At 70.6% G+C, this 26496-nt stretch carries 21 protein-coding genes and 1 tRNA gene; 16 read left to right on the forward strand and 6 right to left on the reverse strand.

What is annotated here, in order from left to right:
* Positions 1–20: 20 nt before the first annotated feature.
* The 3 genes from PHA84_RS07935 to PHA84_RS07945 all read left to right on the forward strand — a co-directional run bounded on the left by PHA84_RS07935 (position 21) and on the right by PHA84_RS07945 (position 2488).
* On the forward strand, positions 21–1163 hold the full coding sequence (locus PHA84_RS07935) for a PrsW family intramembrane metalloprotease (RefSeq protein ID WP_270887564.1): 1143 nt from the start codon (positions 21–23) through the stop codon (positions 1161–1163).
* Between the two features lie 9 nt (positions 1164–1172).
* Positions 1173–2402, forward strand: coding sequence for a M20 metallopeptidase family protein (locus PHA84_RS07940; RefSeq protein WP_270887565.1), 1230 nt, complete (start codon positions 1173–1175; stop codon positions 2400–2402).
* A gap of 12 nt (positions 2403–2414) precedes the next feature.
* Positions 2415–2488: transfer RNA gene (locus PHA84_RS07945), tRNA-Arg, on the forward strand.
* A 143-nt stretch (positions 2489–2631) separates the two neighbouring features.
* Here PHA84_RS07945 and PHA84_RS07950 read toward each other — a convergent pair.
* Both PHA84_RS07950 and thpR read right to left on the reverse strand, forming a co-directional pair.
* A complete protein-coding gene (locus PHA84_RS07950) occupies positions 2632–3519 on the reverse strand; it encodes a hypothetical protein (RefSeq protein ID WP_270887566.1) in 888 nt (295 codons plus the stop codon).
* A gap of 190 nt (positions 3520–3709) precedes the next feature.
* Entirely contained in the window at positions 3710–4285 is a 576-nt protein-coding gene (gene thpR / locus PHA84_RS07955; protein WP_270887567.1) for an RNA 2',3'-cyclic phosphodiesterase, read from the reverse strand.
* 55 nt (positions 4286–4340) lie between these two features.
* On the opposite strand from thpR, the gene PHA84_RS07960 reads away from it, so the two are divergent.
* The 6 genes from PHA84_RS07960 to PHA84_RS07985 all read left to right on the forward strand — a co-directional run bounded on the left by PHA84_RS07960 (position 4341) and on the right by PHA84_RS07985 (position 12226).
* Positions 4341–5132 carry a hypothetical protein gene (locus PHA84_RS07960; protein WP_270887568.1) on the forward strand — a complete coding sequence of 264 codons (792 nt, stop codon included), beginning with the start codon at positions 4341–4343 and terminating at the stop codon, positions 5130–5132.
* Between the two features lie 120 nt (positions 5133–5252).
* On the forward strand, positions 5253–6962 hold the full coding sequence (locus PHA84_RS07965) for a dynamin family protein (RefSeq protein WP_442952854.1): 1710 nt from the start codon (positions 5253–5255) through the stop codon (positions 6960–6962).
* The gene (locus PHA84_RS07970) at positions 6959–8686 is read left to right on the forward strand and encodes a GTPase (protein WP_270887569.1); all 1728 of its coding nucleotides are present in this window, start codon (positions 6959–6961) and stop codon (positions 8684–8686) included. The genes PHA84_RS07965 and PHA84_RS07970 overlap by 4 nt, the downstream gene beginning before the upstream one ends.
* Positions 8687–8889: 203 nt before the next feature.
* On the forward strand, positions 8890–9507 hold the full coding sequence (locus tag PHA84_RS07975; protein ID WP_270887570.1) for a single-stranded DNA-binding protein: 618 nt from the start codon (positions 8890–8892) through the stop codon (positions 9505–9507).
* A 43-nt stretch (positions 9508–9550) separates the two neighbouring features.
* Positions 9551–11233: an energy-dependent translational throttle protein EttA gene (gene ettA / locus PHA84_RS07980; protein WP_270887571.1), complete on the forward strand. Its 1683-nt coding sequence runs from the start codon at positions 9551–9553 to the stop codon at positions 11231–11233.
* Positions 11234–11302: 69 nt separating this feature from the next.
* Positions 11303–12226, forward strand: a complete 924-nt coding sequence (locus PHA84_RS07985) for an LLM class F420-dependent oxidoreductase (RefSeq protein ID WP_270887572.1) — start codon at positions 11303–11305, stop codon at positions 12224–12226.
* 79 nt (positions 12227–12305) lie between these two features.
* On the opposite strand, the gene PHA84_RS07990 is transcribed toward PHA84_RS07985, so the two are convergent.
* Positions 12306–12932, reverse strand: coding sequence for a TetR/AcrR family transcriptional regulator (locus PHA84_RS07990; protein WP_270887573.1), 627 nt, complete (start codon positions 12930–12932; stop codon positions 12306–12308).
* Positions 12933–12992: 60 nt separating this feature from the next.
* Between PHA84_RS07990 and PHA84_RS07995 the strand changes: the two genes are divergently transcribed.
* Genes PHA84_RS07995 through PHA84_RS08010 form a run of 4 tightly spaced genes read left to right on the forward strand, consistent with a single transcriptional unit; the run spans position 12993 to position 16296 of the window.
* Positions 12993–14138 (forward strand): acyl-CoA dehydrogenase family protein, encoded by a 1146-nt coding sequence (locus PHA84_RS07995; RefSeq protein ID WP_270887574.1) that lies wholly within the window; start codon positions 12993–12995, stop codon positions 14136–14138.
* A 1-nt stretch (position 14139) separates the two neighbouring features.
* Complete coding sequence (locus PHA84_RS08000; protein WP_270887575.1) at positions 14140–14898, forward strand: SDR family oxidoreductase; 759 nt, start codon at positions 14140–14142, stop codon at positions 14896–14898.
* Positions 14895–15686: an SDR family NAD(P)-dependent oxidoreductase gene (locus PHA84_RS08005; protein ID WP_270887576.1), complete on the forward strand. Its 792-nt coding sequence runs from the start codon at positions 14895–14897 to the stop codon at positions 15684–15686. The genes PHA84_RS08000 and PHA84_RS08005 overlap by 4 nt, the downstream gene beginning before the upstream one ends.
* Before the next feature lie 58 nt (positions 15687–15744).
* On the forward strand, positions 15745–16296 hold the full coding sequence (locus tag PHA84_RS08010; protein ID WP_270887577.1) for a nitroreductase family deazaflavin-dependent oxidoreductase: 552 nt from the start codon (positions 15745–15747) through the stop codon (positions 16294–16296).
* A gap of 104 nt (positions 16297–16400) precedes the next feature.
* On the opposite strand, the gene fabG is transcribed toward PHA84_RS08010, so the two are convergent.
* On the reverse strand, positions 16401–17156 hold the full coding sequence (gene fabG, locus PHA84_RS08015) for a 3-oxoacyl-ACP reductase FabG (protein WP_270887578.1): 756 nt from the start codon (positions 17154–17156) through the stop codon (positions 16401–16403).
* A gap of 207 nt (positions 17157–17363) precedes the next feature.
* On the opposite strand from fabG, the gene glgX reads away from it, so the two are divergent.
* From glgX to treZ, 3 genes are read left to right on the forward strand one after another with little or no spacing between them, the layout of a single operon-like run.
* Positions 17364–19529 carry a glycogen debranching protein GlgX gene (gene glgX / locus PHA84_RS08020; RefSeq protein WP_270887579.1) on the forward strand — a complete coding sequence of 722 codons (2166 nt, stop codon included), beginning with the start codon at positions 17364–17366 and terminating at the stop codon, positions 19527–19529.
* Positions 19526–22057: a malto-oligosyltrehalose synthase gene (gene treY, locus PHA84_RS08025; RefSeq protein ID WP_270887580.1), complete on the forward strand. Its 2532-nt coding sequence runs from the start codon at positions 19526–19528 to the stop codon at positions 22055–22057. Before glgX ends, treY begins: the two co-directional genes overlap by 4 nt.
* Positions 22044–23921: a malto-oligosyltrehalose trehalohydrolase gene (gene treZ / locus PHA84_RS08030; RefSeq protein WP_270887581.1), complete on the forward strand. Its 1878-nt coding sequence runs from the start codon at positions 22044–22046 to the stop codon at positions 23919–23921. The genes treY and treZ overlap by 14 nt, the downstream gene beginning before the upstream one ends.
* Before the next feature lie 12 nt (positions 23922–23933).
* Here the strand turns inward: treZ and PHA84_RS08035 are convergent, their stop codons facing one another.
* Entirely contained in the window at positions 23934–24878 is a 945-nt protein-coding gene (locus PHA84_RS08035) for an acyl-CoA thioesterase (RefSeq protein ID WP_270887582.1), read from the reverse strand.
* Between the two features lie 54 nt (positions 24879–24932).
* Entirely contained in the window at positions 24933–26384 is a 1452-nt protein-coding gene (gene yczR / locus PHA84_RS08040; RefSeq protein ID WP_270887583.1) for a MocR-like transcription factor YczR, read from the reverse strand.
* Between the last annotated feature and the right edge of the window lie 112 nt (positions 26385–26496).

Below are 26496 nucleotides of genomic sequence, written 5' to 3' on the forward strand. Positions count from 1 at the left end.
GCTCGACTAGCCTGCCGGTCATGACGTGGGCCCAGGACCAGCGGAACGTCGCAGGCGCAGGTCGGGCGAGGGTGCGCAGCTGGTTGCTCGGCGGGATGATCGTCGTGGGCTTCGGCCTCGCCGCGGTCATGCTCGCCGCCTACTACGGTGCCACGCTCGGCCTGGTCACGACCCTGCTGGCGCTCGTCCTCGCCGCTATCCCACTCGGCATCGTCATCCCGACCTTCCTGTGGCTCGACCGCTTCGAGGCGGAGCCGACGCGCTACCTCGTGGTCGCGTTCCTCTGGGGCGCCCTCGTGGCGGCCCTCCTGGCGGGCATCTTCAACACCGGAGCGAACATCGCCTTCCAGTCGGCGACGGGGGCCACCGACGCCGCGATGGCGGCGACCGCCGTCTTCTCGGCACCGCTGGTGGAGGAGTTCTGCAAGGGCCTGCTCGTCGTCCTGGTACTGCTGTTCCGCCGCCGAGAGTTCGACGGGATCATCGATGGGATGGTCTACGCCGGGATCGTGGCCGCCGGCTTCGCCTTCACCGAGAACATCCAGTACCTCGGGATGGCCTACTCGCAGGGTGGCGACCAGGCGCTGACGGGGACCTTCATCTCCCGCTGTCTGTTCACCCCGTTCGCACATCCGCTGTTCACCGTGCTGACGGGCATCGGGGTCGGCATCGCCGCGACCACCCGTAGCCGTGTGCTCAAGGTCCTGGCGCCGTTGTGCGGGTACCTGCTCGCGGCGATGTCGCATGCGGTCTGGAACCTCGGCGCCGTGACGGGAGGGGCCGGACTGCTCACCGTGTACGTCGTGGTGGAGCTGCCCGTCTTCATCGCCTTCGTGGCGTTCGTCGTCTGGGCCCGGCGTCGAGAGGGTCGGCTCATCGGCCGGTTCCTGAGCCCGTACGCAGACGCAGGCTGGCTGTCTCCGAACGAGGTCCGCATGCTCTCGACCATGGCCGGGCGCCGGTCGGCGCGCGTCTGGGCCCGGTCCGTCGGCGGCAGGCGGGCGCTGCGGTCCATGCGGCAGTTCCAGGACTGTGCGAGCGAGCTGGCTCTGCTCCGTGCGCGGATGCAGCACAGTGCCGGGGACGACCAGGCCCTGACGACCGAGCGGCAGCTCCTCGACTCGCTCAGCGCGGGCCGCCGCGAGCTGCTCGGCGTCTACTAGCGTGCAGCCGTGCGCACTCTCGATCTCGCCTCGTCGCTCGGTCCCGACCTCGTAGCCCTCAGACGGCGGCTGCACCAAGTCCCAGAGGTGGGCCTCGACCTCCCCCTGACTCAGGGACTGGTCCTCGACGCCCTCGCCGACCTCGACCTGGAGGTCATCCGGGGGGAGGGCCTGTCGTCCGTGGTGGCGGTGCTTCGGGGCCGGGGTGCCGACCGCTCCGTCGGGGACCCTCCGGTGGTGCTGTTGCGGGGAGACATGGATGCGCTGCCCGTGACCGAGGACCTCCCCCTGGACTTCGCCTCTCGTCACGAGGGGAGGATGCACGCCTGCGGGCATGACCTCCATGTCGCCGGGCTCGTCGGGGCAGCGCGGATCCTGCACGAGCTGCGCGACGAGCTGACCGGGGACGTCGTGTTCATGTTCCAGCCGGGGGAGGAGGGGCCGGGTGGGGCGGAGCCGATGATCGACGAAGGACTGCTCGAGGTCGCCGGCCGGCGGGTGGACGCGGCGTACGCCCTGCACGTGTACTCCGCCCAGCATCCGCTGGGCGTGTGGTTCGGTCGGCCCGGGCCTCTGATGGCGGCGGCCGACGAGGTGAAGGTCCGCGTGGTGGGGGCCGGAGGCCACGGCTCCCAGCCGTTCCGCGCCAAGGACCCCATCCCCGTGGCCTGCGAGATCGTCCTGGCGCTGCAGACCCTGGTGACCCGCGGCTTCGACGTGTTCGACCCCGTCGTGATCACGGTCGGGAAGTTCGTCGGCGGAACCAAGGACAACATCATCCCGGACGACGCCGTGTTCGAGGCGACGGTGCGCAGCCTGTCGGAGGAGTCGCGCGCCGAGGTGAGCCGGCGCATCGAGCTGCTCGCCACGCAGATCGCCGCAGGACACGGGCTGACGGCCGAGGTCGAACATCTGCGCGGGTACCCGGTGACCATGAACGACGAGGCGGAGTACGCCTTCGCCAAGGACACGATCGTCGACCTCTTCGGGGCGGAACGGTATGCGCACCAACGCGACCCGGAGATGGGGTCCGAGGACTTCTCCTTCGTCGGCCAGAAGGTGCCCAGCGCCTACGTCAACCTCAGCGCCTGCCCGGTCCCGGACTTCGAGACCGCTCCGGACAACCACTCGCCACGGGCTGACTTCGACGACTCCGTGGTGCCGGACGCCGCGGCCCTCCTGGCCGAGCTGGCGCTGCGCCGACTGCGCACGCTCGGTGGTGTGCCAGCGTCTGCCTAGAATTGCGCGGACGCCTCCATAGCTCAGCTGGATAGAGCAAGAGCCTTCTAATCTCTAGGTCGCAGGTTCGAGTCCTGCTGGGGGCACGCTGCTGCGGGCACGCGGCTGGGGCGCGCTGTTGGTGCGCCTTGCTGGGGGCACCCCCCGGGTATGGCTTCGCGCCTCACGTGGTGAAGCCCGGGGTCGATGCCGGACGACGCTGTCGGTCTCGACCCCGGGCCGTGAGGGCTCACCTGCAGAAGACCTCCACGCGGTACGTGGTGTCGTCGCCGGCGTTCCAGTCGGCCACGGTGACAGCGATGCTGTACCGGCCGTTACCGCTGCGGTAGCTCGTACCGTCCGGACCCGTGACGGAGTCGATGGTGCAGCCGGTCTGGTTGGCCACGTCGATGCTGTGCGTGCCCGGCTCCGCGGACTCGACGTGCGCCTCGTTGTAGGCCAGGACAGCCGGGTTGTACTCGGAGAACTTCACGTTGGAAGCGCCGACGGTGTCGGTCCAGCCGGCGGCCATGCCGAGGATCGCCTGCCCGTTCTTCCAGAACCGGGTGTCGATCTCCACGACGGCGTTGGCCTTGACCTTGAAGTTGTCCGTCTTGCTGTAGCGCGGGACGAAGCATCCGGTCTTGGCGGCGTTCTTGCAGTCGAGCCGCGACGTGGGCGTCACCCAGACCTTGTACACCCCGCCGGGGTTCGGCGTGTCGTTGAACGGATACAGCTGCACGGTGATGCCCAAGTCCTCGGCGTCCGTGCCCGTGGCGTGGCGGCAGGCGCCACTGGGGGCCACGCTCTGGATGACCCCTGAGGCGTCGACCGTGAACTGGCGGCAGGCCAGAGCGTCGGTGGACAGCAGGGTTCTCCCGTTCGGGTTCGTCACCTGGAACGTGTAGATGTCGGCAGGCAGGCCGGCCGCGCTGGCCGGTGCGTTGATGCCCGGACCGCCGTTGAGGTAGACGTCCTGCTTGTTCAGGTAGTGGTTGAGGTTGACGGGCGCGCCGGTGACGTCGGTGGTGAAGATGGCGCCCGAGAGCTGCCCCCCTGCGGGGCCCGCGTTGGCTGTCGGCGCGAGCACGACGAGGGCAAGCGGCAGCGCGGCTGCGGCTGCCAGAAGTTTGCGCATGGATGAGCCCCTTCTCGAGATGACATGCCCGCCGAGTGCCGAGCACATCAACGCTAGGAGCGGGCGCCCCCCAGTGGATCGCCTCATCCGACTAGGACGAACGGCCACCGTTCACCTCGCGTTGCCTCCCGCAAAGCGCGTATGGCGGTGCTTGCGACCGAAGGTCGGCGACACAGTCGCGCCCTTCACGTCAGTGCTTCGAGGCCCCCAGCTCCAGCACGGCCATCGGCTCGTAGCGCGCACGGCCGTGGCCGGGGCGGGTGTGCGAGGCGAAGAGCGTCACCTCGGAGGCGTCCCAGTCAGGCCCCTCGTAGGACTCGAGGACCCGCAGCCAGCGCGTCGCCTCGAACGGTCGGCGAGACCGGGCCAGGGTGAGATGGGGCACGAACGGGCCACCGGCCGGTGCGCCTCCCGCGCGCGCGCAGGCCAGCCGGACCGCACGCGACAGTGCGGCCAGGGACTGCAGCGACTCGGAATCCCCCTGGACGCCCACCCACGTCACCCGCGCCTCGTAGGGACTGGGGAAGGCACCGCCACCCTTGCACTGAAGGACCGCCGGCTCCCGGCCGGCGACGGCGCCGGCCACACCCTCGAGGACGTCCTCCACGGCGCCGTCCGGCACCTGTGCCATGAAGGCCAGCGTGACGTGCCACAGGGACGAGTCCGTCCAGCGCAGGTCGGGGCCGGCATCGCGACGCGGCTCGAGGAACGCCTCCAGGTCGTCCAGGGCGTCGGCCGGGGGGACCAGGGCGGCAAACATGCGCATCGGCCCATTGTCGACCGGTGCGCCGCTAGATTTGTCCCGAGCGAAGGGGGTCCCCATGCCGACACTCGGGCGGGAGTCGTCCGTGGGCCGGACGTGGTTCGTCACGGTGCGTCTCGTGGAGGTCGCCGCGGCTCTGATGCTGGCGGGTGCGATGTACGAGTCATGGCTGTTCACCTCCACCTACCCCGGCACGTACGACACCAACGGCGAGCTTGACACGAGCCCGTCGCTCGCCGAGCGCGCCACCATGTTTGCGGCGTACGGCTCCGGCGGCGCACCGTTGCGGCTGCTCGTGGTCGTCCTTCTCGTGTTCGTGGTCCTGGCCGTGCTGCACCTGGGCCACCCCGACAACCCGGGAGTGCTGCGCTGGGAGCTGGCGACCGTATGGGGCTCCACCGCGGCAGCAGACGCGGTACTGCTGGCAGCCAGCGCAGTGGGACTGCTGCGCGGCAACCCCAGCGACCCCGGCTCGTACGGTGGGGTGGGGCAGGGGCCAACTCTGGTCCAGCAGCTGCTGAGCACCCTGGCGACGCCACTCGCGACCGCGGTGCTCCTCGCCGCGGCCGGCCTGTGGTGGGCTCGGCTCCGGTCGGAGGGGGAGGCGACAGAGGAGGGGGAGGCGACAGGTGGGGCCGGAGAGGAGCCGTTGACCGAGCGTCCACGACAGGGGGCGGCCCAGCCGCCGGTCGCGGTGCCGGCGCACCGCCCCCGGCAGGTGGTCCTCGACGGCGTCCGAGTCGAAGACGTGGAGCACATCGAGGCGGTGGAGCGGCTGCGTCCTCGGGCGCAGGACGGCGACGACGGGGGCAGCTCGAGCGGCTATGACGACTACCTGAGGCGGTTCTAGCCTGCTCCGGTCCGTGGCGCTGCTGATCCTTGGGCCTTGGGGTTCGGAGGTTCCGTTCTCAGCTGCCGGTCGGGGTCTGTCGCGCGGGCTGCGCTGCATGTCTTTGGTTACGCTTGCCCCGTGATCTCGAGGGACGACGCCATGTCGATGCTGGGCGCCGTCACGACCCTTCGTGACCGGGTCGCCGAGACAGGTCTGCCGCTCGACGTCCCGGACGTGGGTGCCGGTCGTGCCACTCGCACCGCGCTGCTGACGCAGCTGGACGACTACGTCATCCCGCGGCTCCGGTCCTTGGACGCGCCGCTCCTGGCGGTGGTCGGCGGTTCCACCGGGGCCGGGAAGTCCACGTTGGTCAACTCGATCGTGGATGCTGAGGTGAGTCGCTCCGGCGTGTTGCGTCCGACCACGACGACCCCCGTGCTCGTCCATCACCCCGAGGACCTGCACTGGTTTCGCGACGACAGGGTGCTGCCAGGGCTGAGCCGGGTGAGCGGAGCGGCCTCCGGCGGGGACGGTGCGGCGTCCCTGCGCCTGGTGGCCTCGAGCTCGCTGCCTCCCGGCCTGGCCCTCCTGGACGCCCCGGACATCGACTCGGTGGTCTCCGCCAACAGAGCGCTCGCGGCGCAGCTGCTCTCGGCAGCAGACCTGTGGCTCTTCGTCACCACCGCAGCGCGCTACGCCGACGCCGTGCCGTGGGAGCTCCTCCGGCAGGCGTCGGACCGCGGTACCGCGGTCGCCATCGTCCTCGACCGGGTGCCCCCCGAGGTGCTGACCGAAATCCGGAACCACCTCGCGTCCATGCTGCGCGAGCAGGGACTGTCCACCGCGCCGATCTTCGCCGTACCCGAAGCAGCCCTCACCTCGGAGGGTCGGCTGCCCGAGCAGGACGTCGCGAGGCTTCGGTCCTGGCTGACCGCCTTGGCCAGCGACGCCCGAGCCCGTGCGGTGATCGTGCGACAGACCCTCGAGGGAGCGCTCGGCTCGCTGGAGGAGCGCGCCGACGTGCTGGTGACCTCGAGCAGGCAGCAGGCCGCCGCGCTCACCGCGCTGGGCGACGTGGCAGAGGTGGCGTACCGGGACGCCCTCCTGCACGTGGAGCACGGCATCACGGACGGCACCCTGCTGCGGGGCGAGGTTCTCGCCCGGTGGCAGGAGTATGTCGGGACGGGCGAGTTCTTCAAGCAGGTCGAGTCGGCGGTGTCCAAGGTGCGTGACCGCGTCACCGCCGCCATCAAGGGCACCCCGCCGCCGGCCACCGGGGACCTCGGCGAGGCGCTTCAGTCGGGGGTCGCAGCACTTCTCGCAGCGCAGGGCCAGGGGGCCGCTGCCACGGTCGCGAGGCAGTGGAGACAGCTGGCGGGGGGCGACGCCGTGCTTCAGGCGAACCCGGGTCTGGGGAAGGCGTCGCCCGACCTCACGGCGCGGATCGAACGTCTCGTTCGCGACTGGCAGACGGGGGTCCTCGACCTCGTCCGCAGCGAGGGCAAGGACCGGCGCACCACCGCCCGCGTCGCCGCCTACGGGCTCAACGGCATCGGCGTCATCCTCATGCTCGTCGCCTTCGCGCACACCGGCGGACTGATCGGGGCCGAGGTCGGGATCGCCGGTGGCACAGCGGTGCTCGCCCAGAAGGTTCTCGAGGCCATCTTCGGCGACCAGGCCGTCCGTGAGATGGCAGCCAAGGCTCGCACCCGTCTCCTGGAGCACGCCGCCGCGCTCTACGCCGAGGAGCAGCTCCGCTACGACGAGGCGCTCGACCGTGTGGCGGTCAAGGCGGAGCAGGCCGAGCGCTTGGCGCATGCCGCCGCAGCGGTGAAGGCGGCACGATGAGCCCGTTGAGGATGGGCAGCAAGCAGGTCAAGGCCCTCAGCGGGCAGGAGCTGGCCGAGCGGTCGGGGGCCCTCCGCGAGGCTCTGCGGCTCGGAGGAGCCCAGCTCGACCCTGCCTCTGTCCGCGCCGCCGGCGTAGTCATCGACAAGGTGGAGGAGCGCACGTCCAGGCTCGGAAGCCACACGGTGGTCGCGCTGGCAGGGGCAACCGGTTCCGGCAAGTCGAGCCTCTTCAACGCCCTGGTCGGGAGCCCGGTCGCCACTGTGGGAGCACGACGTCCGACGACGTCGCGCCCGGTGGCCGCCGTCTGGGGCGACCAGGATGCCACCGAGCTCCTGGACTGGTTGTCGGTGTCCCAGCGCCACCACGTGGACGGTGCGGCGGGTGGTGTCGACGGCGACGGCCCGGGGGCTGGCTCCGGCGTGGCTCCGGCTGCGCTGGGCGACGGGGCCGCGGGACGCCTTGACGGCCTCGTCCTCCTCGACCTCCCGGACTTCGACTCCCGCGTCGAGGCGAACCGGGTCGAGGCCCAGCGGATCCTGGAGCTGGTGGACGTGTTCGTCTGGGTCACCGACCCGCAGAAGTATGCCGACGCGCGGCTCCACGACGACTACCTGAAAGCCCTGTCGACGCACGACGCCGTCACCGTCGTCGTCCTGAACCAGGCCGACCGGCTGACCGATGGGGATGCCGCGCAGATCCGGCAGGACCTCGCCCGGCTGACCGCAGCCGACGGGATCCCCCGGGTGCAGGTCATCGCGACGTCCGCCGTCAGCGGACGGGGCGTCGAGGACCTGCGCTTCAGGCTGGCCACCGCCGTCTCCGCGCAGAACGCCGCGCAGCACCGCCTTGCAGCGGACATCCGGGCGACCGCGGCGCGGCTGCGCGGCGACGTCGCGCCGACGGAGCCGACTCTTTCCGAACGGGTGGACGCCGAGCTGGTCGAGGCTTTGTCGCGTGCTGCGGGCATCCCCACCGTCGTGGCGGCGGTGGAGCGCGACTACCGCAACCAGGCGTGGGGCCGGACCGGCTGGCCCTTCACGCGCTGGGTACGCGGTCTGCGCCCGGACCCCATGAAGCGACTGCGGCTCAACAGCGGCGACGCCGTCGCCGAGAAGCTCTCCCTGACGGCCGGCGATGTGCGGACCGTGCTCGGTAGGTCGTCGTTGCCGCCGCCCACCCCTGCCGCGCGGGCATCGGTCGACCTTGCCACCCGCAAGGTCGGAGACGAGGCCGCTGAAGGACTGCCTCCACGCTGGGCCGAGGCTGTCGCCGACGCGGCCACCCCGCCCGGCCCCGAGCTGGCCGACGCCCTCGACCAGGCGGTGGTCGGGACCTCGTTGAGGGTGCGGGCGCCGTTCTGGTGGCGCGCCTTCGGCCTGGTCCAGCTGGTCTTGGCGGCCGCCGCGGTCGGGGGGTTCCTCTGGCTCACGGTGCTGTTCGTCCTCGGCTGGATGTCACTGCACGTGGGAGACGCCCCGAGCGTGGGTCACGTACCCATCCCGCTGCTGCTGTTCGCCGGGGGGCTGCTCCTCGGACTGCTGCTGGCCTGGTTGGCACGCGCCCTCGCCCGCGTGGGGGCGCGCCGGCGGGGCCAGCGGATCCGTAAGCGCCTCGTCGGCGCGGTGACCGCCGTGGCGGTGGAGCAGATCGTCGAGCCGGTCGGTGCCGTGCTCGAGCGACACCGCTCCACGCGCAGCGCCCTCGACCGCGCCGCTGCCTGAGCCCGGGACCGAGCCGCTGCCTGGGCCCCGGACCGAGCCCGTAGGGGTCCCGGGGTGATCGCCGTGCTCCCACTTCTGTCCACAGCCTTCGCTGCGGTGCGCGGGTGCCCACAGCTGCGTGAGCCGATCGGTCGTGATGATGGTCGTCGCCTGCAGTCTGGCTGCTGTCCCACCCTGGGACCGAACAGATTGAGGTGAGCGATGTGAACGAGATCTACACGACGGTTCAAGGCCGGCTCGTGGCGCCGCCCGAGTCCCGGGTCACGCGCGGCGGGGTGCCCTTCACGGCCTTCCGCCTGGCGTCGACCGTCCGCCGGCCCAACCCGCAGACCAAGGAGTACGAGGACGGTCCGACCAACTTCTTCAGCGTCACGGCCTTCCGCAGCCTGGGAGCGAACGTGGCAGGTTCGCTGAAGAAGGGCGACCCGGTCATCGTGTACGGCCGGATGAGGGTGAACCAGTGGATGCGCAAGGACGACACCCCTGCGACCTCCGTCGAGATCGACGCGTACAGCGTCGGTCACGACCTCACGTGGGGGACCACCGAGCTGGTCAAGGTGTCGAGGGCGCAGACCGACCGGTCCGACCGGTTGTCGGACGACGCCGTGCAGTCCGTCCATGCCGGATTCGAAGAGTACGACGACCCCGATGGTCCGCAGGCCGAGCCTGACATCGCACCCCGCGGCACGGCGCGAGGTCGGCCGACCCGAGGTGGCCGCACCGGTGCCATGGACGCCGACACCGATGACTACACGGTGCTCTCCGAGCCCTCCGGTCTCGTGTCCGTGGAACAGGGCGAACAGGCGCCCATCGCGGTCTGACGCGGATTCGGGCCTGGGGGCGGTGGCCGTTAGCCTTGCCCCCATGCCCGAGTTCATCTACGTCATGTCGAAAGCCCGCAAGGCGCACGGCGACAAGGTCATCCTCGATGACGTCACCATCTCCTTCTACCCTGGCGCGAAGATCGGCGTGGTCGGTCCCAACGGGGCGGGCAAGTCCTCGGTGCTGAAGATCATGGCCGGGCTCGACCAGCCGTCGAACGGAGAAGCACGGCTCACCCCTGGCTACAGCGTCGGCATCCTCATGCAGGAGCCGGAGCTGAACGAGTCCAAGACCGTTCTGGGCAACGTCGAAGAGGGTGCGGGGGAGATCAAGGCGAAGCTGGACCGCTACAACGCCATCTCCGCCGAGATGGCGGAGCCGGACGCCGACTTCGAGGCCCTGATGGACGAGATGGGCAAGCTGCAGGAAGCCATCGACGCCGCCGACGCCTGGGACCTCGACTCGCAGCTGGAACAGGCCATGGACGCCCTGCGGTGCCCGCCCCCGGACGCCGACGTCACCGTGCTGTCCGGTGGTGAGCGTCGCCGCGTCGCCCTGTGCAAGCTCCTGCTGCAGAAGCCCGACCTGCTGCTCCTCGACGAGCCGACCAACCATCTGGACGCCGAGTCCGTCCTGTGGCTCGAGCAGCACCTCGCCGCGTACCACGGTGCCGTGGTCGCCGTGACCCACGACCGGTACTTCATGGACAACGTCGCCCAGTGGATCCTCGAGCTGGACCGTGGCCGCGCGTACCCGTACGAGGGCAACTACTCAACCTACCTGGAGAAGAAGCACGCGCGGCTGGAGGTCCAGGGCAAGAAGGACGCCAAGCTGGCCAAGCGGCTGGCCGAGGAGCTGGAGTGGGTGCGCTCCAACGCCAAGGGGCGGCAGGTCAAGTCGAAGGCGCGTCTCGCCCGGTACGAGGAGATGGCGGCTGAGGCCGAGCGCACCCGCAAGCTCGACTTCGACGAGATCGCCATCCCGCCCGGCCCACGACTGGGTGGCCAGGTCATCGAGGTCAAGGAGCTGCGCAAGGGCTTCGGTGACCGCGTGCTCATCGACAACCTCTCCTTCACCCTGCCCCGCAACGGCATCGTGGGCGTCATCGGCCCCAACGGCGTGGGCAAGACGACCCTGTTCAAGACGATCGTGGGGCTCGAGGAGCCGGACGCCGGGGTGGTCAAGGTGGGGGAGACCGTGAAGATCTCCTACGTGGACCAGAACCGCGGGGGCATCGACCCGAACAAGAACCTCTGGGAGGTCGTCTCCGACGGTCTGGACCACCTCCAGGTCGGCAACGTCGAGATTCCCTCACGCGCCTACGTCTCCCAGTTCGGCTTCAAGGGCCCGGACCAGCAGAAGAAGGCAGGGGTCCTCTCCGGCGGCGAGCGCAACCGGCTCAACCTCGCCCTGACGCTGAAGCAGGGAGGCAACCTCCTCCTGCTCGACGAGCCCACCAACGACCTGGACGTCGAGACCCTGGGCTCTCTGGAGAACGCGCTGCTGGCGTTCCCCGGCTGCGCCGTCGTCATCAGCCACGACCGCTGGTTCCTCGACCGGGTGGCCACGCACATCCTTGCGTACGAGGGGGACGAGCAGAACCCCAGCCGCTGGTACTGGTTCGAGGGCAACTTCGACAGCTACGAGGCCAACAAGCTGGAACGCCTCGGCGCGGACGCCGCACGCCCGCACCGCGTCACCTACCGGAAGCTGACGCGCGACTGACCTCGAAGCATCCGCGCCGGGCCAGAGGCGTCCTTGTGCATGGGCGAAGCTTCTGCGCACGATGGCCTCATGCGCCTCGGCCTGCAGGTCCCTTACTTCAGCTGGCCCGGTGCGCCGGAGTCCATCGGGCCGACGTTCGGGCGCATCGCCCGCAACGCCGAGGACGCGGGGTTGGCAAGCCTGTGGGTGATGGACCACTTCTTCCAGATCCACGTGATCGGGCCGCCGGAGCTCGACATGGTCGAGGGCTACACCGCCCTCGCCTTCGCCGCGGGACAGACGAGCCGTATCGAGCTCGGCACGCTGGTCACCGGGGTGACCTACCGGCATCCAGGCCTGCTGGCCAAGACGGTGACGAGCCTGGACGTGCTGTCGGGTGGCCGGGCCTGGCTGGGAATCGGGGCAGCGTGGAACGAGGAGGAGCACCGCGGTCTCGGGGTGCCCTATCCCTCCACCCGCGAGCGCTTCGAGCGCCTCGAGGAGACGCTGCAGATCTGCCTTCAGATGTGGGCCGGTGACCAGAGCCCGTACCGCGGCCAGCACTACCGGCTCGAGCGGCCGCTGAACGTGCCGCAGAGCCTGCGGCGGCCCCATCCGCCGATCCTCATCGGTGGGGGCGGGGAGAAGAGGACCCTGCGGCTGGTCGCCCAGTACGCCGACGCCTGCAACCTCTTCGACACCGGCGTGGGGCCCGAGGGCCTGCCCCGCAAGCTGGACGTGCTCCGCGAGCACTGCGAGGCAGTGGGCCGCGACTACCAGGAGATCGAGAAGACCGTGCTGGCCCGGGTCACCCTAGGCGCGTCAGGTGCCACGGCACCGTCCGGAGAGCCCACCGCCACGGTGACCGAGACGGTCGAGCGCTTCGGTCGCCTGAGCGACGCGGGCATCGACACCGTCATCCTCGGCATGGGCAACGACACGGACGACGCCGCGTACGAGCTGCTTGCCGACGTGGTCCGACAGGTCCGGGACCTCAAGGCCGCGGGTCGCTGAGAGACGGCGTGGGTCGCTGAGCGAGGCCGCGGGTCCCTGGGCGAGGCCCCGGGTCGTTGCGCACGCCCGCGGGCGCTGGTCAGCCCGCGCGCACCAGGCGAAGGCCGAGGTCCGCATACGCGGCGCCGATGGCGGCGGGTGTGCGCCGGATCTCGGGGTCGTACCACCGGGCGACGTCGACCGCCATCGACATCAGCGCAAGGGTGGTGTCCGGCACGTCCTCGACGCTGAACTCACCGCTTGCCACGCCGTCGGTGACCACCTGACGGACCACGCCGTCGATCTCCTTGCGCAGTGCCAGAACCGCGTCCCGGTGCTCGGGGGTCAGGTTGGCGAACTCGTACTGGACGATGCGTGCGACCCTGAAGTGCTCCGCGTGCCAGCGGGCGAAGGTCCCCATGATGGCCCGCAGGGCGTCGGTCGGGGTGCCGGCGCCGGCGGCCGCCCCCACCAGCAGGTCGCGGGCGACCTCGTGCCCCTCACGGCTGACCTGGTAGAGCAGCTCCTCCTTGGAGGAGAAGTGCACGTAGACCCCGGCCGGCGACAGTCCGGCTCGTGAGGCGATGTCTCGGGTGGTCGTCGCGTGGAAGCCGCGGTCGGCGAAGGCCTCCGCCGCCGCCTCCAGCAGACGGTGCGCGGTATCCGGGACGCCGCCGTCCGCCGGACTTGGCGTGGGGGAGTCCACCGGGCGCGCAGGGCTCGACATGGTTGACAGCATGCCCTATCCGTCGGAGACTAAGCAAGCGCTCACTTACCTGGAGGAAGCATGCCCCGCAACATCTACGGTCCCGACCACGAGGCCTTCCGTCGCTCCGTCCGGGAGTTCGTCGAGAGGTCCCTGAAGCCGCGTGCCGAGCAGATGCTCGAGGTGAAGTCGATCGACCGGGACATCTGGAAGGAAGCCGGCAAGCAGGGGCTGTTCGGGCTCGACATACCGGAGGAGTTCGGCGGCGCCGGAGCGCAGGACTACAGGTTCAACGCGGTGGCCGCAGAGGAGATCGCCGGCTTCAACTTCGCGGTCTCGTCCTGCTTCGGCATCCACTCCGACGTATGCCCGCCCTACGTCGTCGACCTCGGCACCCGGGAACAGAAGGAGCGCTGGCTGCCCGGCATGGCGAACGGTGAGCTGATCTGTGCGATCGCCATGACCGAGCCGTCCGGTGGCTCCGACCTCGCCGCGCTGAGGACCACCGCCGTGCGGGACGGTGACGGGTGGCTGGTCAACGGGTCGAAGACGTTCATCACCAATGGCTACCAGGCCGACCTGGTGATCGTCGCGGCCCGGACGGACCCTGCCAAGGGCGCCAAGGGCATCACCCTCTTCATGGTGGAAGCCGGCATGGAGGGCTTCAGCCGCGGCCGCAAGCTCGACAAGGTGGGACAGGAGGAGTCGGACACCGCCGAGCTGTTCTTCGACAACGTCCGTGTCCCCGACGCCAACCGGCTGGGCGAGGAGGGCATGGGCTTCATCGCGATGATGCAGCGTCTGCCGCAGGAGCGGGTCGGCGCGGCGGTGGCCAACACGGCACACGCCTTCCAGATGCTGCGCGAGACCATCGACTACACCAAGGAGCGCAAGGCGTTCGGCCAGCCCATCGGCTCCTTCCAGCACAACAAGTTCAAGCTCGCCGAGCTTCAGACCCGCCTCGAGGTCACCCAGGCCTACGTCGACGACTGCGTCAGCGCCCACGCCGAGCACAGGCTCACCCCGGTGGACGCTGCGAAGGCCAAGTGGTTCAGCGCCCAGACGCAGAACGACGTGCTGGACGAGTGCGTTCAGCTCTACGGCGGCTACGGCTTCATGAACGAGTACCGGGTGGCCCGCGCCTGGCGGGACGCGCGGGTGTCGAAGATCTGGGCCGGGTCGAACGAGATCATGAAGGAGCTCATCGGCCGCGACCTGGGCCTCTGAGGTGGGTGTCCACGACGGGTCCGTCGCCGTCGTCACCGGAGCCTCACGGGGGATCGGCTTCGGCATCGCCCAGCGGCTCGTCGCCGAGGGGGCCCGCGTCGTCGTCACGGCCCGCAAGCCGCAGGCCCTGGCGGAGGCCGTCGACCGGCTGGGCGGCGAGCACGTGGCCCTCGGCATCGCCGGGCACGCTGCGGACGAGGCGCACCAGGACGAGGTGATCCATGCCGCGCGCGAGCGGTTCGGTGGCCTGGACCTCCTCGTGAACAACGCCGGCATCAACCCGGCATACGGGCCCATGGTCGAGACGGAGCTGGCCGTCGCCCGCAAGATCCTGGACGTCAATGTCGTGTCCGCGTTCTCGTGGACCCGCAAGGCCGTCGCAGCCGGCCTCGGGACCGAGCCGACGCCCGGGGCGGTGGTCAACGTGGCCTCCATCGCCGGTCTGGGCGCCACCGGGTCCCTCGGCTGGTACGCGGTGAGCAAGGCCGCGCTGATCCACCTCACCGTCGAGCTCGCCTACCAGCTGGCTCCACGGGTGCGCGTGAACGCCGTGGCTCCCGCCGTCGTCAAGACGCAGTTCGCCCAGGCCCTCTACGAAGGCCGGGAGGACGCGGTGGCGGCCGCCTACCCGCTCAAGCGGCTGGGGTCCGCGCAGGACATCGCCGGAGGCGTCTCGTTCCTGTTGTCGCGGGACGCCGCGTGGGTCACCGGCCAGACCCTGGTGGTCGACGGAGGGGTCACTCTCGGCGGCGCACTGTGACACTGGACCTTTCAGGTCGTGGGGTCGTCGTCACGGGCGCGGGGCGGGGGATCGGCGCGGCATACGCCAAGGCCTTCGCCGAGCGTGGCGCGCGCGTCGTCGTGAACGACCTCGACGCGGCCAGCGCGCGGGCCACTGCGGCGGCACTCGGCGCGGTCGCGGTGCCGGGTGACGCCGCCAGCGAGTCCGGCGTGAGCGCGCTCCTGGAGCAGGCCCGGCTGCACCTGGGGCAGGTCGACATGTTCTGCGCGAACGCGGGAGTCGCCCGGGGCGGCAGCGAGGCGGTGGACGAGAAGGCCTGGGAGCTCTCCTGGAAGGTGAACGTAATGGCGCACGTGCGGGCTGCCCGCGAGCTGGTGCCGCAATGGCTCGCGCGGGGCCACGGGACGTTCGTGTCCACGGCCTCTGCGGCCGGCCTGCTGTCGATTCCGGGTGCCGCGCCGTACGCCGTGACGAAGCATGCTGCCGTCGCCTTCGCCGAGTGGCTCTCCATCACATACGGAGACAAGGGAGTTCGGGTCCATGTGGTCTGCCCGCAGGGCGTGCGGACCGACATGCTGAAGGCGTCCGGTGCTGCCGGCCGTGCCCTCATGGAGCCCGGCGCGGTGGACCCACAGGACGTCGCCACTGCGCTTCTCGCTGCGATGGACGACGGGCGCTTCCTCGTCCTGCCGCATCCTGAGGTGGCCCAGCTGTACGCCCGGCGCGCAGCTGAGCCCGACCGGTGGCTCTCCGGGATGCGCAAGATGGCCGCGGCGCTGCCCGAAGACACCATGGGTACGGACTGAGGACGAGCACGACGAGGGGTCGCCCGGGGTTGGTCGTTCTGCGGCGTACGGTGAGCACATGCCTGCCGCCCGCAGTCAGGAGCTGCCGAGCTGGATGAGGTCCGGCTTCACGCTGCCGAACCGGCTGTACGACGCGGGTCTCGGGTGGCTCCTCGGCCGTCGCTTCCTGCGGCTCCACCACACCGGGCGACGCAGCGGCCGTACGTTCCAGGTCGTCCTGGAGGTCGTGCGGTACGACCGGCGCTCGGGGGAGGCCACCGTCATCTCCGGCTTCGGGCGCGACGCCGACTGGTTCCGCAACGTCGTCGCAGGGGGACCGGTCGCCGTGGACTTCGGCCATGGCCCGCGCCCGGCCGTGTACCGCGTGCTGGACCGCGATGAGGCGCAGAGGGCCTACGCCAGCTACGAGGGGCGCAACGTCCTCATCGGACCACTGGTCCGGTGGACGCTCACGAAGCTCCTGGGCTGGCGCTACGACGGGTCACCGGAGGCCCGCCGCCGCATGGTGGAAGAGCTTCCTCTGGTCGCCGTGCGCCCCGCGCTCCCCGACCAGACTCACGATTTTGTGCGTGTCGACCCCTTCCGGGCGTCCGACACGCACAAAACGTGAGTTCGGTCGGGAAGGGAGAGCGTCGGCGCCGGTCGGGAAGGGAGAGCGTCGGCGCCGGTCGGGACGAGTGCGTCGGCGCCGGTGGGGAAGGAGGGTCGGGGGGGTCAGTCCTGCGGACCGCCGGCGACGTAGATCACCTGACCGGATACGAAACCGGCCTCGGGCGAGCACAGGAAGGAGATGGTGGCCGCGATGTCCTCCGGCTGCCCGACGCGCTGCACAGGGATCTGGGATGCGGCGTGCGAGAGGAAGTCATCGAACGAGACCCCCAGGCGCTCGGCGGTCATCCGCGTCATCTCGGTCTGCACGAAGCCGGGCGCCACCGCGTTCGCCGTCACGCCGAACCTGCCCAGCTCGATCGCCAGCGTCTTGGTGAACCCCTGCAGCCCCGCCTTGGCCGCCGAGTAGTTCACCTGCCCGCGGTTGCCTTGGGCGGAAGTGGAGGAGAGGTTCACGATGCGTCCGAACTTCTCCGCGGTCATGTGGCCCTGCACGGCGCGGCTCATCAGGAAGGCGCCGCGCAGGTGCACGTGGATGACCGAGTCCCAGTCGTCCTCGGTCATCTTGAAGAGCAGGTTGTCGCGCGTGATGCCGGCGTTGTTCACCAGGATCGTCGGCGCGCCCAGCTCCGCTACGACTCGTGACACCGCGGCCTCGACCTGGTCCGCCCGGGCGACGTCGACCGCCGCGGCCATGGCGCGGCCGCCGGCGGCGGTGACGGTCTCCACCGTGCCCGCGCAGGCCACCTCGTCGAGGTCGAGCACTGCGACGGCATGCCCGTCGGCGGCCAGCCGTATGGCCGTGGCGGCGCCGATGCCGCGGGCGGCGCCGGTCACGATGGCAACGCGCTGGGTGCTCATGGTTCCTCCGGTGGGTGGTGTGGGCCGGGCGGCCACGGGGTATGGGGCGGGCGGACTCCCGGGGAGTCTACTAAGCGCCCGCTTACCCTTGGCAGAGGGGCGCTGGTCAGCGGTCACCCCGTCGCTCCGGCACAATGGCATCACCTGAGGTCAACGACGCCCTCGCTCACACGCCGCACGTACGCGGCACCAATCTGAAGGCGACACATGGACATCTGGCCCGGCAGCTCCTACCCCCTGGGAGCGTCGTACGACGGCACCGGCGTGAACTTCGCCCTCTTCTCCGAAGTGGCCGAGCGCGTCGAGCTGTGCCTCATCGACGACGAGGGCGTGGAGACGCGGTACGTCCTGCCCGAGGTCGACGGCTTCGTCTGGCACGGCTACCTTCCTGGCGTCCAGCCCGGACAGCGCTACGGCTACCGGGTACACGGGCCGTACGACCCCGCACAGGGTCATCGGTGCAACCCCAACAAGCTGCTGCTCGACCCGTACGCCAAGGCGATCGACGGGATGGCCGACGGTGACCAGTCGCTGTTCTCGTACACCTTCGGCGATCCCAGCAACGACCCTGCGAAGCTGAACACCGAAGACAGCCTGGGCCACACGATGCTGTCGGTCGTCATCAACCCGTTCTTCGACTGGGGCCAGGACAGGTCGCCCCGGCGCCAGTACCACGAGACGGTCATCTACGAGGCCCACGTGAAGGGGCTCACCGAGCTGCACCCCGAGATCCCGGAGGAGATCCGGGGCACCTATGCCGGGATCGCGCACCCCGTCGCGATCCAGCACCTGCAGGAGCTCGGCGTCACGGCCATCGAGCTCATGCCGGTCCACCAGTTCGTCAACGACTTCACCCTTCGGGACAAGGGGCTGAGCAACTACTGGGGCTACAACACGATCGGCTTCCTCGCGCCGCACAACGGCTACGCGGCATACGGCACCCGGGGCGAGCAGGTCGCCGAGTTCAAGGGCATGGTGAAGGCGCTCCACGAGGCGGGCATCGAGGTCATCCTCGACGTCGTGTACAACCACACCGCAGAAGGCAACGAGCTCGGCCCGACACTGTGCTTCCGAGGGATCGACAACGCCGCGTACTACCGGCTCGTGGACGGCGACGCGGCCCACTACTACGACACCACGGGGACGGGCAACAGCCTGCTCATGCGTCACCCCCACGTCCTGCAGCTCATCATGGACTCGCTGCGGTACTGGGTCACCGAGATGCACGTGGACGGGTTCCGGTTCGACCTCGCCGCGACGCTGGCGCGCCAGTTCCACGAGGTGGACAAGCTGTCGGCGTTCTTCGACCTGGTCCAGCAGGACCCGGTGGTGAGCCAGGTGAAGCTCATCGCCGAGCCCTGGGACGTCGGCGACGGTGGCTACCAGGTCGGCAACTTCCCGCCGCTGTGGACGGAGTGGAACGGCAAGTACCGGGACACCGTCCGGGACTTCTGGCGTGGTGACTCGGCGACCCTCGGCGAGTTCGCCTCCCGCATCACCGGGTCGAGCGACCTCTACGAGCACAACGGTCGCAAACCCATCGCGTCCATCAACTTCGTGACGGCCCATGACGGGTTCACCCTGCGCGACCTGGTGTCGTACAACGAGAAGCACAACGAGGCCAACGGCGAGGGCAACAACGACGGTGAGAGCCACAACCGGTCCTGGAACTGCGGCGTGGAGGGACCGAGCGACGACCCGGCCGTGAACGAGCTACGGCAGCGGCAGCAGCGCAACTTCCTGACCACCCTCCTGCTCTCGCAGGGGGTGCCGATGATCCTGCACGGCGACGAGCTGGGACGCACCCAGCTCGGCAACAACAACGGCTACTGCCAGGACAACTCCCTCACCTGGGTCGACTGGGACCTGGACCAGGAGCAGTACAACCTGCTGGCCTTCACCCAGCGGCTCATGGAGCTGCGGCGCGAGCACCCGGTGTTCCGGCGCCGCCGGTTCTTCGGTGGCTCGGCGAACCATGGCGGTGAGAGCGAGGTCGGCGACATCGCCTGGTTCGAGCCGAGCGGCCACCACATGGACGAGTCGTCCTGGGACAACGGGTTCGCCAAGTCGATGATGGTGTTCCTCAACGGCCAGGCCATCCCCGAGCCGGACACCCGCGGGCTGCCGATCGTCGACGACCATTTCCTGATCCTCTTCAACGGGGCGGACCAGGCGATCGACTTCGTGCTCCCGGACTCTGACTACGGGGACTCGTGGTCGCCCGAGATCGACACTGCCGCCGAGGGTGAGCTGGACGACGCCGAGCTCAAGCCCTTCGACAGCATCACGGCCGAGGCACGCAGCGTCATCGTCCTGCGCTGTGCCCGTCCGGCGCCTGCAGGTGTCCCGGCCGGGGCCGCCACGCGCCGATGAGCCAGGCACGCACCGAGGAGGCGCCCGCCCAGGGACCCGTCGTGCCCACGGGTACCTACCGGCTGCAGATCCAGCCGGCGTTCACCTTCGACGAGGCCGCGGAGCAGGCCCGGTACCTCGTCGACCTCGGGGTCTCGCACGCCTACCTGTCGCCGGTCCTCCAGCCCGCGCCCGGCTCCACCCACGGGTATGACGTCGTCGACCACGAACGCTTCAACGAGGAGGCCGGTGGGTCCGCCGGGTTCGAGCGGCTGTCCCGGACGCTGTCGTCGCACGGCCTGCGTCTGGTCGTCGACGTCGTCCCGAACCACATGACGACGCCCACGCCGGCGTGGCTCAACCGGCAGTGGTGGGACCTTCTTCGCCGCGGCCGGGAGTCCGAGTTCGCCCACTGGTTCGATGTCGACTGGGACGCCGAGGACGGCCACGTGCTCATGCCGGTGCTCGGCGGTCCGCTCGACGCCGCCATCGCGGCCGGCGAGCTGGAGGTCAGCCGGGGCGGCCGCCCCGCCGGGGACGAGGCGGTCCTGCGGTACTTCGACCACGAGCTACCGCTCCGGCCAGGCACCGAGGGGCTGGACCTGCCAGACCTCGTGGCGGCGCAGCACTACCGGCTGTGCGACTGGCGGGAGGGTGCCACGCGGCTGAACTACCGGCGCTTCTTCGACGTCACGTCGCTCGTCGCGGTGAAGGTCGAGGACAAGTCGGTCTTCGAGGCCACCCACCGGCTGCTGCTCGAGGCGTTTCGCGCGAACCTCCTCGACGGCTTCCGCATCGACCATCCCGACGGGCTGGCTGACCCCGCCGGCTACCTCGCGGACCTCGCCGACGCGACCGACGGTGCCTGGGTCGTGGTGGAGAAGATCCTCGAGGGGCACGAGGAGCTGCCGCGCTACTGGCGCTGCGCCGGCACCACCGGCTACGACACGCTGCAACGGGTCGGCGGCGTGTTCGTCGACCCCCGTGGTGAGGAGCCGCTGACCGAGCTGCTCGCAAGGCTGGTGGGCCGTCGTGAAGACGTAACGGACCTGGCCCTGGAGGCCAAGCAACAGGTGGTCGAGTCCGTCCAGGCGGCCGAGGTGAACCGGTTGATGCGGCTGGTCGCGCGGGTCCTTCCTGGACACGACCAGGGATCGCTGCGCCGTGCCGTGGGTGCGCTGCTCGTGGCGATGGACCGCTACCGGGCGTACCTGGGGCCGGGTGGGCCGGAGGACGAGCGCGAGGAGCGGGAGCAGGAGCAGGTCCTCGCCGACGCGCAGGCCCGTGCCCTCCGGCTGGTGCCCGAGGCCGACCACCTCAGCGTTCACCTCGTCACCGAGCTGGCCAGAGGCGGGCGACTGCCCGAGGCGAGCGCCGACTCGGGGGACGCCCGGCTGGAGTTCGTCGTGCGGTTCCAGCAGACCTGTGGACCCGTCATGGCCAAGGGCATCGAGGACACGACGTTCTACCGCTACGCCCGGCTGATCTCCCTCAACGAGGTGGGTGGTGACCCCGCCGAGGTCGGCACGGCGCCGGACGAGCTGCACCATTTCGCCGCCCGGCAGCTGGCTGCCTGGCCGGCCACGATGACCACGCTCTCGACGCACGACACCAAGCGCTCCGAGGACGTCCGCGCGCGCCTCGCGGTGCTGTCCGAGCTGCCGGAGCAGTGGAGCTCCTGGCTGGCCCAGGGACGGGACCTCACCGCCCCTCACCGTGGCGCGGGGCTGGACGCGTCCACCGAGTACCTGCTCTGGCAGACCGCGGTGGGAGCGTGGCCGCTCGACGAGGAGCGGCTGCAGGCGTACGCGACCAAGGCGGTCCGGGAGGCGAAGCGGCATACGTCCTGGACCGATCCGGACGAGTCCTACGAGGGCCAGGTCGCGACGTTCGTCCGGGCTCTGACCACCGATCCGGCAGTACGGGCCCACCTGCAGGCCTGGGCGGAACGCACCCAGCGGGCCTGGCGCGCGAACGTGCTCGGCCAGAAGCTGCTGCAGCTGCTGATGCCAGGGGTTCCGGACGTGTACCAGGGGACCGAGCTCGTAGACCTCTCGCTCGTGGACCCGGACAACCGCCGGGCCGTCGACTACGACGCTCGGCGGCGGCGCCTGGCGCGCCTCGACGACGGGAACCTTCCCGCCGACCTGGACGACGAGAAGCTCCTCGTGACGTCCCGCGCCCTCCGGTTGCGGCGTGAGCATCCGCAGTGGTTCACCGGGGCGGGGGCGATCTACTCCGCTGTGGCGACGTCGGACGAGCACGCACTGGCGTTCGCCCGAGGGGACGAGGACGGTCCGCAGGTCGTGGCGGTGCTGACCCGGCTCAGCGAAGACCTCGCGGTGCAGGGCGGGTGGCTCGAAGGTTTCGTCGAGCTGCCACCGGGGCACTGGCAGGACCTGCTGACCGGACGAGCCGTCGTGGCGGCGCAGGGACGCCCGGGCAACGTGCGACTCTCCGACCTCCTGGCCGACCTCCCGGTCGCCCTGCTGCTCCGAGGGGACGGGAGCCCGAGAGATGAGGAGACCGGAGGCGATGACAACACCTGAGGCGATGACAACACCTGAGGCGGCCTCGCGCCCCACCGGTCCGGAGCTGACCGTCTGGGCTCCGGAGGCCAGCACGGTCGAGGTCGAGTGGACCCTCGCGGGCCGTCCCGGCGGGCGTGAGCCCATGCTTCCCACCAGCGGCGGGTGGTGGGCCTGGCAGTCGCCCCGGCTGGACCGGGAGCCCGCGGTCGACCCCTGGCTCGACTACGCCTTCGTGGTCGACGGCGGGGAGCCCACGCCCGACCCTCGTACGGCCTGGCAGCCGCACGGCGTGCACAGCTCGAGCCGGTGGTTCGACGCTGGACAGCACGAGTGGCACGACGCGTCGTGGGCGGGCCCGCAGCAGGGGCAGGGCATCCACGGCGCGGTCCTCTACGAGCTGCACGTGGGGACGTTCACCCCGGAGGGCACGCTCGACGCCGCACAGCGACGGCTGGGACACCTCGTCGAACTGGGGGTCGACGTGGTCGAGCTGATGCCGGTCGCGGCGTGGCCGGGTCGGTGGAACTGGGGTTATGACGGTGTCGCCCCGTGGGCGGTGGACGACCAGTACGGCGGGCCGGCGGCCTTGCAACGGTTCGTCGACGCCTGTCACGAGCAGGGGCTCGGCGTCTGTCTGGACGTCGTGTACAACCACCTCGGCCCGACCGGCAACTACCTGTCGCGCTTCGGTCCCTACTTCTCGGCCGCGCACCACACGCCCTGGGGGGACGGCGTCAACCTGGACGGCCCCGGAAGTGGGGAGGTCCGGCGCTGGATCGTCGACAACGCGCTGCGGTGGTTCCGGGAGTTCCATGTCGACGCGCTGCGTCTCGACGCCGTCCACGAGCTCCATGACAGCTCGGCCCCGCATGTGCTGGCGCAGCTGGCCGACGAGGTCGCGGACCTCGGTGCGCAGCTGCGACGTCCTCTGGGACTCATCGCCGAGAGCGACCTCAACAACCCCCGTACCGTCACCCCCACGGCGGGCGGCGGGCTCGGCATGGACGCCCAGTGGGACGACGACATCCACCACGCGCTCCACGTCGTGCTCACCGGCGAGACGCAGGGCTACTACGGTGACTTCGCGGGTCACAACCGCACCCTGCCTGACGGCGGCCCCCTCGCGGTCCTCGCCAAGACGCTGACGAAGGCGTTCCTGCACGACGGGGCCTGGTCCAGCTTCCGGGAGCAGGAGTGGGGCGCGTCGGTGGACCGCGAGAAGGTCGACGCGCGCCGGTTCCTCGCCTACCTCCAGACGCACGACCAGGTGGGCAACCGGGCGGTCGGGGACCGGATCTCGGCGCTGGTGCCGCCGGCTCGGCAGGCGGTGGGCGCGGCGTTGTACCTCACCTCCGCGTACACGCCGATGGTCTTCATGGGGGAGGAGTGGGCGGCCACGACACCGTTCCAGTTCTTCACCGACTTCGAGGAGGCGGAGCTCGCAAAGGCCGTCACCGAAGGCCGGCGGCGTGAGTTCGCCTCCCACGGGATGAGCTGGGACGACGTGCCGGACCCCCAGGACGAGGCCACGTTCCGCCGCTCCCAGCTCGACTGGGCGCAGGCGCACGAGGGTGAGCATGCCCGTGTGCTGCAGTGGTACCGGGAGCTGGTGGCCCTGCGCCGCAGCGAGCCCGAGCTGACCGACGGGCGTCTGGACCTCGTGGACGTCTCCTTCGACGAGGACGACCAGTGGCTGGTCATGGCCCGCGGCAGCCTTCGCACCGTCGTGAACCTCTCGGAGTCGACGGCGACGGTGCCGCTGGACCGGGTGCCGACCGAGGTCCTGCTCAGCTGGTCAGGGTCGGGCACTGAGCTGGCGGACGAAGGGGTGCGCCTGCCACCGGGCACCGCGGCGGTGGTCCGGGTCCGTCCCACTGCGTGAGCCGTACGCGGCTCACGACCCCTTGACGCGCACCATGCCCTCCTGCGCCACGGTGGCCACCAGCGTGCCGTCGGCCGAGAACATCCGGCCGAGGGCCAGACCGCGGCCACCGGAGGCCGACGGCGACTCCTGCGTGTAGAGCAGCCAGTCGTCGGCGCGGACCGGCCGATGGAACCACATCGCGTGGTCGAGGCTCGCGGGCCGGAGCCTACGGTCGGTCCAGGCGAGCCCGTGCCGACGCAGCACCGCCTCGAGCAACGTGTAGTCCGAGGAGTACGCCAGCACGGCGGCATGGACCAGCGGGTCGTCGGGCAGCGCGCCGACGGCCTTCAGCCACACGCTCTGCCGGGAGGTCAGCTCCGGACCGGGCGCCGAGAAGATGTTGCCCTCCACATGGCGATGCTCCACGGGACGGTTGAGCACGTGACGGGCGCCGGGGTGGTCCACGCCGCCGAAGAGGTCCTGCAGCGATGGCAGCTCGGACGGGCCGGGGACGACCGGCATGGGGTCCTGGTGGTCGAGCCCTCCGGCGACCTCCTGGAAGGACGTGATCATGGACAGGATCGGCACTCCGTCCTGGATGGCGTGGACCCGCCGCGTGGAGAACGACCTGCCGTCCCTCATCCGCTCGACCGCGAAGCGGATCGGCTGCGTGTCGTCCCCGGGACGCATGAAGTACCCGTGCAGCGAGTGGATGAACCGGTTGCCGCCACCATCGATGTCGGCCACCGTCCGCCCCGCGGCGATGATGCACTGCGCCAGTACCTGTCCGCCGAACACGCGGCCGTGCGGCATCTTCTGGCTCCGGCCGAGGAACACAGACGCGCCGGACTCACCGAAGTCGGCCCGGTCGCCGACGCCTTCGACCGTGATGCGCGCAGTCCCGAGCTCCTCGAGGGCCAGGGTGTCGAGCAGGTCGGCGAGCGGGTCGGGGACGATGCTGTGCGGGGCGGTCACCAGGAGACCCTAGCGGGCGCGCCACGGGGCGCGTCGCTGGTCCCCGAGGCCGGCTCAGGCCACCAGGGGCGACGAGCGGTGCTGTGCCGGCCTGTCTGAGCCGAGGTCCTCCCAGGCCGCGGCGACGCGTCGCACAGCCTCGCGAAGGAGCTCCGGTGGGTGCGCCGCGAAGGGAACCCGCAGGAACCTCTCCAGACCCCCCTCGACCGCGAACTGCGCCCCGGGGGCGAGCACGACGCCTCTGCGGTCCGCGGCCACGGTGAGCGGCGTCGACACCTCGTTGGGAAGCTCGGCCCAGATGGACAGACCTCCCGCGGGCGGCTGGAAGGACCACTGCGGCAGCTGTGCGCGCAGCTCCGCGGCCAGAGTGTCGCGGGCCGCGACCATCCCGGTCCGGCGTGCGGCGAGGAGCTCGTTGCGGTGGCTCAGCAGGTCCAGCAGGACCAGCTGCTCCAGCACGGGGCTGCCCAGGTCGAGACTGAGCCGGGCCGTGACGAGGGCCGGCATGAGGTCTCGGGGCGCACGAAGCCACCCCACCCGCAGCCCACCCCAGAACGACTTGCTGGCACCGCCGAGGGTGATGCTGCGGCCATGATGGGCTGCCATCGGCGCCGGCATCGCCGCGTCGCCGTCGTGAGACAGGTCGACCATGGTCTCGTCCACCACGGAGACCGTGTGCGTGCCGGAGAGGGCTCTGCCGAGGCGCGCGCGCTGCGCGTCGCCCATCAGGGCGCCGGTCGGGTTGTGGAAGTCGGGGATGAGGTACGCCGCCCGTGGGGCGGTCTGGCGCAGGGTGGCCTCGGCGGCGGAGCTGTCCCAGCCGTCCCGCTGCATGGGCAGGGCCACCGGCCGGGCACCGCAGTGACGCAGGGTGTCGATCGCGTTGGGGTACGTCGGGCTCTCGAGGAGGACCCGGTCACCGGGAGAGAGCAGGGCCCTGCCCGCGACCGCGAGTCCCGCCAGCGCACCGCTGGTCACCATCAGCTGGTCCGGGTCGGTGGGCAGGCCTCTCGCGGTGTAGCCCTGGGCGAGCGCCTCCCGGAGCTCCGGCAGCCCCAAGGGGTGGTACCCGGTGCCCGAGAGGTAGCCAGGCAGGGCCAGCAGGGCGCGCTCGTAGGCTGCCATGGTCCCGGGCGGTGCGGGCATCGACGCGCACGTCAGGTCGATGACGTCTCCTTCGGCGCGGTCCAGCCCGCGCTGGAGTGCCGCACCCTGCCGTCGTCCGGCCGGCGTCCCGGGAAGCGTCGCGACGCTGCCGGACCCCTGACGAGAGCTCAGGTACCCGCGGTCCTCGAGCTCGGCGTAGGCCCGGGTGACCGTCGTCCGGCTGACGCCCAGCGCTGTGGTCAGCTCCCGCTGGCTGGGTAGGCGGGTGCCGGCGGGGAGGCGGCCGTCGGCGATGAGGAGCCGGAGTGCGTCGGCCAGTCCTCGGTAGGCCGGTGTGACTCCTAGCGCAGCGCCCAGCATGGGAACCAGACGGGCCGCGCTGATGCTTCGGGGAGCCATGCAGGCCACTTTTGCACAACTGGCTATAGAAAAGAAGGCCATTGCTGGCCAATGATGACCGGCATGACGAGAACCGGCTTGACCGTCCTGACCCCACTGCAGCAGCTGCGGG

This window comes from Pedococcus sp. 5OH_020 (assembly GCF_027812955.1).
Classification (GTDB): Bacteria; Actinomycetota; Actinomycetes; order Actinomycetales; family Dermatophilaceae; genus Pedococcus.